Origin of the sequence: Amycolatopsis bartoniae (assembly GCF_014191255.1) — a bacterium.
Lineage (GTDB): Bacteria > Actinomycetota > Actinomycetes > Mycobacteriales > Pseudonocardiaceae > Amycolatopsis_E > Amycolatopsis_E bartoniae.
In genome coordinates this window covers 1-8784 of record NZ_JACHWH010000010.1, presented here as the reverse complement: position 1 = coordinate 8784, position 8784 = coordinate 1, and the positions used below count along the sequence as shown (strand labels likewise).

Genomic DNA, 8784 nt, shown 5'->3' with positions numbered 1-8784 from the left:
ATTCAGCGCAGCAGTCCCACGGCGGTCCTCCCGACCGGCTGGGCGAGGAAACGGAGAACCACCAGATGGGCGATTACGCCAAGGCGCTCGGGGCCAAGCTCCGCGGGATCCGCCAGCAGCAGGGGCTGTCCCTGCACGGGGTCGAGCAGAAGTCCGGCGGCCGCTGGAAGGCGGTCGTGGTCGGGTCCTACGAACGCGGGGACCGGGCGGTCACCGTCCAGAAGCTCGCCGAGCTCGCCGACTTCTACGGCGTGCCCGTGGTCGAGCTGCTGCCCGAGGGCCGGGTGCCCTCCGGTGCCGAGCCCGCCACCAAGATCGTCATCAACCTGGAGCGGCTGCAGCAGCTGCCCGCGGAGAAGGTCGGACCGCTGGCCCGCTACGCCGCGACGATCCAGAGCCAGCGCGGCGACTACAACGGCAAGGTGCTGTCCATCCGCACCGAGGACCTGCGGTCGCTGGCGATCATCTACGACATGACCCCCGGCGAGCTGACCGAGCAGCTCATCGACTGGGGCGTGCTGCCACCCGAAGCCCGCCCCGCGAAAGAAGACTGAGAGGAGGGCGGGGAAGTTCGCCCCGCCCTCCTCGAAAGACCGGCCTAGAGGACGGCGCGCAGGCGGTCGGCGATGTTGCCGATCCGGCCGAGCACGCCGTTGACGAAACGGGGCGAGTCGTCGGTCGAGAGCTCCTTGGCCAGGCCGACCGCCTCGTCGATGGCCACCGGGTCGGGCACGTCCGCCGACCACAGCAGCTCGTAGACCCCGACGCGCAGCACGGCCAGGTCCACCGGCGGCATGCGGTCGAGCGTCCAGCCCTGCGCGTGTTCCGCGAGCAGCTCGTCGATCCGCTCGCGGTGCTTCGTGACGCCCTCCACGAGCGAGATCGTGTAGTCCCCGACCGGGTCCACCTCGATCGAACCGACCCGGTCCGCCAGCAGCGTCACCGGATCGAGGGAACGCTGCGCGGCTTCGTAGAGCATCTCGACGGCTCGCCTGCGCAAAGCGCGGCGGCTCGGAGAGCCGCCGCGCCGCGAAGTGGGAGCACTCAAGACGAGACCCTGCCCAGGTACCGCCCGTCGCGGGTGTCCACCTTGACCTTCTCGCCCGTGGTGACGAACAGCGGGACCTGGATCTCCGCGCCGGTCTCCAGGGTCGCGGGCTTGGTGCCGCCGGTGGAGCGGTCGCCCTGCAGGCCCGGGTCGGTGTGCTGGATGACCAGCTCGACCGAGGTGGGCAGCTCGACGTACAGCGGGACGCCCTCGTGCACCGCGACCTGCGCCTCGGTGTTCTCCAGCAGGTAGTTCGCGGCGTCGCCGACTGTCTCGCGCGGCACGGTGATCTGGTCGAACGTCTCGCCGTCCATGAACACGAAGTCGGCGCCGTCGTTGTACAGGTACGTCATGTTCCGGCGGTCGACGGTCGCGGTCTCCACCTTGGTGCCGGCGTTGAACGTCTTGTCCACCACCTTGCCGGACAGCACGTGCTTGAGGGTGGTGCGCACGAAGGCGCCGCCCTTGCCCGGCTTCACGTGCTGGAAGCTGACGACGGACCACAGCTGGCCGTCGAGGTTGAGCACCAGGCCGTTCTTCAGGTCGTTGGTGGTGGCCACGGGTTGTCCAGTTCTCCTGTTGTCTGTCGAGTCGTGGCCGCCGCTAGACGACCACGAGGTCCTTGCTGCTCAGGGTGAGGAGTTCGGGAACCGTGTCCCGCACGACCAGCGTGTCCTCGATGCGGACGCCACCACGGCCGGCGAGGTAGACGCCTGGCTCGACGGTGACCGTCATACCGACGGACAGTGTACCGTCGCCCTTCTTCGCCAGACTGGGCGCCTCGTGGATTTCCAGTCCCACCCCGTGACCGAGGCCGTGCGAGAACTCCTCGCCGTGCCCGGCCTGCTCGATCACCTCGCGTGCGGCCCGGTCGACGTCCGCCGTCCGGGCCCCCGGCCGTACCGCCCCGGTGCCCGCCACCTGGGCGCGGCGCACCAGCTCGTACAGCTCGCGCTGCCAGTCCGCCGGCTCGCCGAGCACGAGCGTGCGGGTCATGTCGGAGTGGTAGCCGTCGACGGTCGCCCCGAAGTCGAGCTTGAGGAAGTCCCCCTGCCGCAGCACGTCGGCGGCCGGGCGGTGGTGCGGAATCGCGGAGTTGACGCCGGCCGCCACGATCGAGTCGAAGGAGGGCGCCGCCGAACCGTGGTCCAGCATCAGGTTCTCCAGGTCCCGCGCGATCTCCCGCTCGGTGCGACCGGGCCGGATGCCGCCGCGCTCCAGCAGCTCGGCGAGCGCGGCGTCGGCGGCGGCGCACGCCCGGCGCACGGCGTCGATCTCGTCCTCGTCCTTGATCAGCCGCAGCCGTTCGACTAGACCGGGTGCGCGCACGAGGTCGGCGTCCTGCGCCGTGGTGGTGAAGACCTCGTACTGCTCGACGCTCACGTGCTGGCTCTCGAACCCCGTGCGGCCCCGGGCGCGCTTGGCGAGCGCCGCCGCGCTGTCGCGGTCGATGACGTGTTCGAGGTCGGGCACCTCCGCCGCCGCCTGCGTGACGTACCGGCCGTCGGTGCAGAACAGCGTCCCGTCTTCGCCGTCGCCGTGTAGCAGAAGCGCGGCGTTGGAGCCGGTGAAGCCGGTCAGGTAGCGGATGTTGAGCAGGTCGGTGACGAGCAGGCCGTCGGCACCGGCCTCGCGGAGCAGGGCACGCAGCGCGTCCCGGCGGGTGGCATGGCGATCGGGCACGGCCTCACCTTACTTACTCACGGGTTGCCTTACAGTGGCACGATGCGGCCCTGGTTGACGCGAGGACTCGCGATGGCGTTCCTGCACGCCATCGCGGACACGGCACTGGCGAAGGCGACGGTCTACAACCCCACGGGCCTGCTCACCGTGCGGATCGTCGTGATCGCGCTGCTGGTCGGCGCGGCGGCCCTCTGGAGCGCGGTCGACGCGTGGCTGCGCCGGGAGGACGCCGGGCGCACCTGGCTCATCGCGTCGCTCGTCGCCGGGCTGGGCTCGGGCGTGCTGTACGTGATCGGCCGCGGCATCTTCGTGGACCAGGCAGGGACCGCGGAGCTGCAGCCCGCGCTCACCGGTGGCGCCGCGTTCACCGCGCTGCTGGTGCTCGTTCCGGCGGGGCTCGGCCTGCTCGCCGGCGGGCGGCTCACCCGGCCGGAAGCCGCGAACCCTGTCGAGCCTGTTGAGTCTGTTGACTCTGTCGAGCCCGCTGGGGACTCTGGTGAGCCCGCTGCCGAGCGTCCGCGGCGCCGCCCCTCCCCCTCGCCGCGACGGCGCCGCACGCCGTCGCCGACGCCGCGGCGCGAGTAGGCGTCAGCGGCCGAGCGTGCCGGCTTCCGGGTAGGCGCGCCATTCGGCCGCGCTGACGGTCTTCACGGGCGAGCCGTTGAGGGTGGCGACCGTGGCGGGGTGCACGAGCCAGAGGTTCCCGCCGTCGAGCACCAGCCCGAGGCCGAGCCCGGTGGCCTGCACGGCGGGGGCACCGGCCGTCAGGTGCGCGGACACCGGGACGCCGTCGAGGGCGTCGAGGCGCTGGTCGAGCACGTGGTTCGCGAGCTGCACGGCGACGGACCGGCGGTCGACGCGGACGAGCTTGCCGTCCGCCACCAGGTCCATCGTGCGCACGGGCGAGGGCATCGCGAACCCGTCGAGCACGCCGATCGCGCGGTCCCGGGTGGCGCAGGCGTTGACGCCGGTGACGTCGAGGCCGAAGTGCTTGAGGTCGGTGGGCGCGTTGGCCTCGCCGAGGCTGGTCGCGCGGACGACGTCGAACGGGATCCGCCCGCACGGGTCGGTGGCCGACGCCGGGGCGTGCCCGTCGGGGCGGCGGACCAGGCCGGGGCCTTCCCGCCAGGCGCCGGGGATGACGACCTCGCGGTAGGGGTGGGCGGTGAAGTCGCGGTTCCAGAAGGTGAGGGTGGTGCCGTTCTCCGTCTCGTGGGCGATGGCGAAGGCGTCGAGGCCGTCGACCCACTCGAGGTCCGCGCTGAAGGCGTCGACCAGCGAGACGGCGCGCGGGGTGCTCGTGCCGGAGACCGGGGTGAACCCCTTGGCGGTCAAGGATTCCACGCCGTTGCTGAAGGCGGGGTCCTTGGCGCGCAGGACGAACTGCCCGGCGCCGTTCCAGCCCGCGGCCTGGCCGGTGGTGTCGGTGAACATGAGGTAGAACCAGCCGTCGAGGTAGACGGCCGAGGGCTGGCCGGCGCCGTAGGTGTTGTCGCGGTGCACGTCGTGGGACGGACCGACGACCGGGCCAGGGCTGCGCGTCCACGTGAGGCCGTCGGTGCTGGTGGCGAGCCCGATGGCGTTGCCGAGCGCGTGATCACCGGCGGCGCCGGTGTAGTAGAGGTAGTAGGTGCCGTCGACGCGGACCACCGACGGGTCACACGTGTGGACGCCGTCGAACTGGCCGGGGTTGCCGGAGAGCACGGCGGGCGGGACAGCGCCGCCGGGGCCGGTGAAGGGGCCGTCGAGGGAAGCGGACTCGCCGTAGAGGATGTCGTCCCCGGGCGGGGCTGCGGTCGGGTACTGGCTGCACCACCACATGCGCGTGGTGGTGCCGTCGAGCATGACGCTGGGGCCGTAGTTGTACGGCGCGCCGGGGCCGCCGGCCGCGACGACCCCGGCGCTCTGTCTGGCCGCGCCGGTCGCGAGCGCGACCTGGGCGGGTTTCGCGTCCGCGCCGCGCTGGGTGCCGCCGAGGCCGCCGTCGCCCTCCGCCTGGGTCTGCGCGTTGCCCGGTGTGCAGGCGGCGAGGGCCGCGCCGAGCACAACGGTGAGGAGGGCAGCGGCCTGCCGCTGTCGGAACCCGCGCATGGAGTGGTGACCTTCCGTCGATGGCTGCGTCAGTGTAGGAGGTCCTTAACCCTCGTGGGTGACGCCCGGCCCCGTGCGTGACGAGTTGGACGCAGGTTTTCCGGCTGGACGGGGTTCTCGCCCGGGCGGATGCCGCTGGGCGGACAAGGGTCGCCGGCCGTGCCGCACGACGATGGCCAGGAGACCGCCCAGGCGCTCCGGGGAACGGCGGGTGGTGGCGCCCGGCCGTTCGCTGTCTGGACGAGGTGTGCCCCACCGGCGTTCGGGAGCCCGCAGGCATTCCCGGGTTCCCACTATCCACAGTGGACCCGCCGGCAGGCGGGCCGCGGTCAGTGGGCGTTGTCGGCCAGCCAGCGGAGCGCGAGGGCGTATCCCGGCACGCCGAGACCCGCCATGACGGCCGTCGCGATGTCGGACAGCACGCTGTGGTGGCGGAACTCCTCGCGCCTGTGCACGTTCGAGATGTGCAGCTCGATCAGCGGAGCGGTCAGCTGCGCGGCGGCGTCCCGAACGGCGATCGAGTAGTGCGTCCAGGCCCCGGCATTGAGCACCACCGGGAATCCGCCGTCCGCGGCCTCGTGCAGCCAGCCGACCATTTCGCCTTCGTGGTCGGTCTGGCGGACCTCGACGTCCAGGCCCAGCTCGTTCCCCGTCCTGACACACAGCTCCGCGAGGTCCGCGTGCGTGGTCGAGCCGTACACCGCGGGCTCCCGCTTGCCCAGCCGCCCGAGGTTGGGTCCATTGAGGACGAACACCTTCACCGCGCACTCCCCTCGTTCCGCCGCGTGTGCCCCGCCGTCACAGCAGGACGCTCCCGCCCTCGGCGGGCTTTTCGCCGGCCACCGCGGAGTAGGCCGCCGCGAGCAGGGCCGGGTCTGGCCCTTCGAGACGCCCGGGCTTGGCGAGACCGTCCAGCACGACGAACCGCAGGACGCCGGACCGCGTCTTCTTGTCGCCGCGCATCGTCTCCAGCAACTGAGGCAGCGCGTCCGGGTCGTAGCTCGTGGGCAGGCCCAGCAGCTTCAGGACCGCCGCGTGCCGGTCGGCGGTCGCGTCGTCGAGGCGCCCGGCGAGGCGGGCGAGCTCTGCGGCGAACACCAGCCCGACGCTCACCGCCGCACCGTGGCGCCACCGGTACCGTTCGCGCCGCTCGATCGCGTGCCCGAGGGTGTGCCCGTAGTTGAGGATCTCCCGCAGGTCGGACTCGCGCAGGTCGGCCGCGACGACGGTGGCCTTCACCTGGATCGAACGGCGGACCAGCTCACCGAGGACGTCACCGGTGGAGTCGACCGCCGCGGCCGGGTCGGCCTCGATGAGGTCGAGGATCTCCGGGTCGGCGATGAACCCGGCCTTGACCACCTCGGCCATCCCGGCGACGAGCTCGTTGGGCGGCAGGCTCTCCAGCGTCGCCAGGTCGGCCAGCACGGCGCTGGGCTCGTGGAAGACGCCGACGAGGTTCTTGCCGGCCTCGGTGTTGATGCCGGTCTTGCCCCCGACCGCCGCGTCGACCATGCCGAGCAGCGTGGTGGGCACGTTGACCAGCCGCACGCCGCGCATCCAGGTGCCCGCGACGAACCCGGCGAGGTCGGTGACCGCGCCGCCACCGAGGCCGACGACCACGCCGCGGCGGTCGAGCCCGATGCGCCCGAGCACCTCCCAGCAGAAGCTCGCCACGGTGAGGGCCTTGCCGTCCTCCGCGTCGGGGATCTCCACGCGGTGCGCGTCGAGACCGGCCTGGTTGAGCTCGTCGCGGATGGCCTCCGCGGTGGTGGTGAGCGTCGGCGGGTGGATGAGGGCGATCTTCGAGGCGTCCTTCAGCGCGTCGGTCAGGTCGCCGAGCAGCCCGCGCCCGATCACGACGTCGTAGGGGTGGCCCGTCTCGACCCGGATCCGCACGGGCTCGGTCACTGCGTCTTCTCCAGTTCCTGGGTCAGCTCGGCCGCGATGGCGGCCACGATCTCCTCGGGCGTGCGGTCGTCGGTGGCGACCTCGATGGTCGCCACCGAGCGGTAGACCGGCAGGCGGGCTTCGAGCAGGTTCCGGTACGTGGCGCGCGGGTTGACCCCGGCCAGCAGCGGACGCGCGGTGGACAGCCCGACGCGCTGCACCCCGGTCGCGAACCCGACGTTGAGGAACACCACCGGATGCCCGCGCAGCCGCTCCTGCGTGGCAGGGGCCAGTACCGCGCCACCCCCGACGGACAGCACCCCTTCGTGCTCGGCGAGCGCCTGCGCGATCACCTCCGCCTCGATCTCGCGGAATGCCGGCTCGCCGTCGCCGGTGAAGATGTCGGCGATGGACCGGCCCTCCCGCGCGACGATGTCGTCGTCGCTGTCCCGGAACCCGACCCCGAGGTGCCGGGCGAGCAGCGGCCCGACCGTGCTCTTACCGGACCCGGGCGGCCCGGCGACCACGACACACGGCTTCACCACCGCTCCTCCAGCGCCTTGAGGTAGCCCTCGGCGTTGCGCTTGGTCTCGGCGAGCGAGTCACCGCCGAACTTCTCCAGCGCGGCATCGGCGACCACGAGCGCGACCACGGACTCCAGCACGACCCCGGCCCGCGGTACCGCGCACACGTCGGACCGCTGGTGGATCGCCACCGCGGGCTCACCCGTCTGGACGTCCACAGTGGACAACGCCTTGGGCACCGTGGAGATCGGCTTCATCGCGACCCGGACCCGGACCGGTTCGCCGTTGGTGATGCCTCCCTCCAGTCCTCCGGCCCGGTTCGACCGGCGGGTCACCCCGACCGGGCCGGAGCCGCGGTCGATCTCGTCGTGCGCCTGGCTGCCCCAGCGGCGGGCGGTGGTGAACCCGTCCCCGACCTCGACGCCCTTCATCGCCTGCACGCCCATCAGCGCACCCGCGAGCCGCGCGTCGAGCCGCCGGTCCCAGTGCACGTGCGAGCCCAGGCCCGGCGGCAGGCCGTAGGCGATCACCTCGATCACCCCGCCGACCGTGTCACCCGCCTTTCGCACCGCGTCGACCTCGGCGACCATCGCATCGGTGGCCTCCTGGCCGAAGGCGCGCACCGGGCTCTCGTCGATGGCGGCGAGATCCCCTGGCCCCGGCAGGGGGCCTTCCGGCGCCACCGCACCGCCGATCGAGATCACGTGGCTGATGATCTCCACGCCGAGCAGCTGCCGCAGGAAGGCCCGCGCCACGGTGCCGAGGGCGGTGCGCGACGCGGTCTCCCGCGCGCTGGCGCGTTCGAGCACCGGCCGTGCCTCGTCGAAGCCGTACTTCTGCATGCCGGGCAGGTCCGCGTGGCCGGGACGGGGCCGGGTCAGCGGCTCGTTCCGCGCGAGGCCCTCGAGCTCGGCCGGGTCGACCGGATCCGCGGCCATCACCTTGTCCCACTTGGGCCATTCCGCGTTCTCGATGTGGACCGCGATGGGGCCGCCCTGGGTGACGCCGTGCCGGACACCGCCGAGGAACTCGATGTGGTCGGTCTCGAAACCCATCCGCGGGCTCCGGCCGAAGCCCAGCCGTCGGCGGGCGAGTTGCTCGCCCACCTCGGTGGTGGTGACCTCGACCCCGGCCACCATTCCTTCCAGCACGGCGGCCAGCGCGGGGCCGTGCGATTCACCTGCGGTTATCCAGCGCAACACCTCACGATCCTGTCACGTCACCTCCTGCGGGAATCAAGCGCCCACACCTCTTCCCGGGAACAGCGCCACCAGGCACGCGGCCGCGAGCAGGCCCGGACCGTGCGGCACGCCCCGGCCCCAGCGGCGGGTGAGTGCGAGGGCGGCGGTGACCACGGCCGCCAGCACCGCCGCAACCCCGAGCGCACCCCAGCTCGCCGCGCCCAGCACGCCACCCAGCGCGCCCGCGAGCTTGACGTCCCCGGCGCCGAGCGACCGGCGCGACAACGCGTGGACGAGCAGGTGCAAGCCGCCGAAGAAGCTCGCGGCGACGAGCGCGCGGACAGCCAGCTGCGGCCCCGGGCCCGCGACC

At 72.6% G+C, this 8784-nt stretch carries 10 protein-coding genes and 1 pseudogene; 2 read left to right on the top strand and 9 right to left on the bottom strand.

The annotated features are described in order from the left end of the window. The first annotated feature begins 65 nt into the window (after nt 1-65). Nucleotides 66-554, top strand: coding sequence for a transcriptional regulator BldD (gene bldD, locus FHX82_RS30855; RefSeq protein WP_020422358.1), 489 nt, complete (start codon nt 66-68; stop codon nt 552-554). A 44-nt stretch (nt 555-598) separates the two neighbouring features. Here the strand turns inward: bldD and nusB are convergent, their stop codons facing one another. Genes nusB through FHX82_RS30840 form a run of 3 tightly spaced genes read right to left on the bottom strand, consistent with a single transcriptional unit; the run spans nt 599 to nt 2731 of the window. Continuing rightward, nucleotides 599-1048 carry a transcription antitermination factor NusB gene (nusB, locus tag FHX82_RS30850; protein WP_145933908.1) on the bottom strand — a complete coding sequence of 150 codons (450 nt, stop codon included), beginning with the start codon at nt 1046-1048 and terminating at the stop codon, nt 599-601. Continuing rightward, entirely contained in the window at nt 1045-1608 is a 564-nt protein-coding gene (efp, locus tag FHX82_RS30845; RefSeq protein ID WP_145933909.1) for an elongation factor P, read from the bottom strand. Before efp ends, nusB begins: the two co-directional genes overlap by 4 nt. Before the next feature lie 43 nt (nt 1609-1651). Beyond that, a complete protein-coding gene (locus FHX82_RS30840) occupies nt 1652-2731 on the bottom strand; it encodes a M24 family metallopeptidase (protein WP_145933910.1) in 1080 nt (359 codons plus the stop codon). A gap of 42 nt (nt 2732-2773) precedes the next feature. On the opposite strand from FHX82_RS30840, the gene FHX82_RS30835 reads away from it, so the two are divergent. Further along, the gene (locus FHX82_RS30835) at nt 2774-3316 is read left to right on the top strand and encodes a B-4DMT family transporter (protein WP_183176935.1); all 543 of its coding nucleotides are present in this window, start codon (nt 2774-2776) and stop codon (nt 3314-3316) included. A gap of 3 nt (nt 3317-3319) precedes the next feature. On the opposite strand, the gene FHX82_RS30830 is transcribed toward FHX82_RS30835, so the two are convergent. The 6 genes and pseudogenes from FHX82_RS30830 to FHX82_RS30805 form a co-directional block, all read right to left on the bottom strand. Further along, the gene (locus FHX82_RS30830) at nt 3320-4822 is read right to left on the bottom strand and encodes a glycoside hydrolase family protein (protein ID WP_145933911.1); all 1503 of its coding nucleotides are present in this window, start codon (nt 4820-4822) and stop codon (nt 3320-3322) included. 329 nt (nt 4823-5151) lie between these two features. Further along, complete coding sequence (gene aroQ, locus FHX82_RS30825; RefSeq protein WP_145933912.1) at nt 5152-5583, bottom strand: type II 3-dehydroquinate dehydratase; 432 nt, start codon at nt 5581-5583, stop codon at nt 5152-5154. A gap of 37 nt (nt 5584-5620) precedes the next feature. Continuing rightward, a complete protein-coding gene (aroB, locus tag FHX82_RS30820) occupies nt 5621-6730 on the bottom strand; it encodes a 3-dehydroquinate synthase (protein ID WP_145933913.1) in 1110 nt (369 codons plus the stop codon). Continuing rightward, nucleotides 6727-7236, bottom strand: coding sequence for a shikimate kinase (locus tag FHX82_RS30815; RefSeq protein WP_145933933.1), 510 nt, complete (start codon nt 7234-7236; stop codon nt 6727-6729). Before FHX82_RS30815 ends, aroB begins: the two co-directional genes overlap by 4 nt. Nucleotides 7237-7247: 11 nt before the next feature. After that, entirely contained in the window at nt 7248-8435 is a 1188-nt protein-coding gene (gene aroC, locus FHX82_RS30810) for a chorismate synthase (RefSeq protein ID WP_145933914.1), read from the bottom strand. A 33-nt stretch (nt 8436-8468) separates the two neighbouring features. After that, a pseudogene (locus FHX82_RS30805) lies at nt 8469-8784 on the bottom strand (prepilin peptidase); the annotation flags it as partial.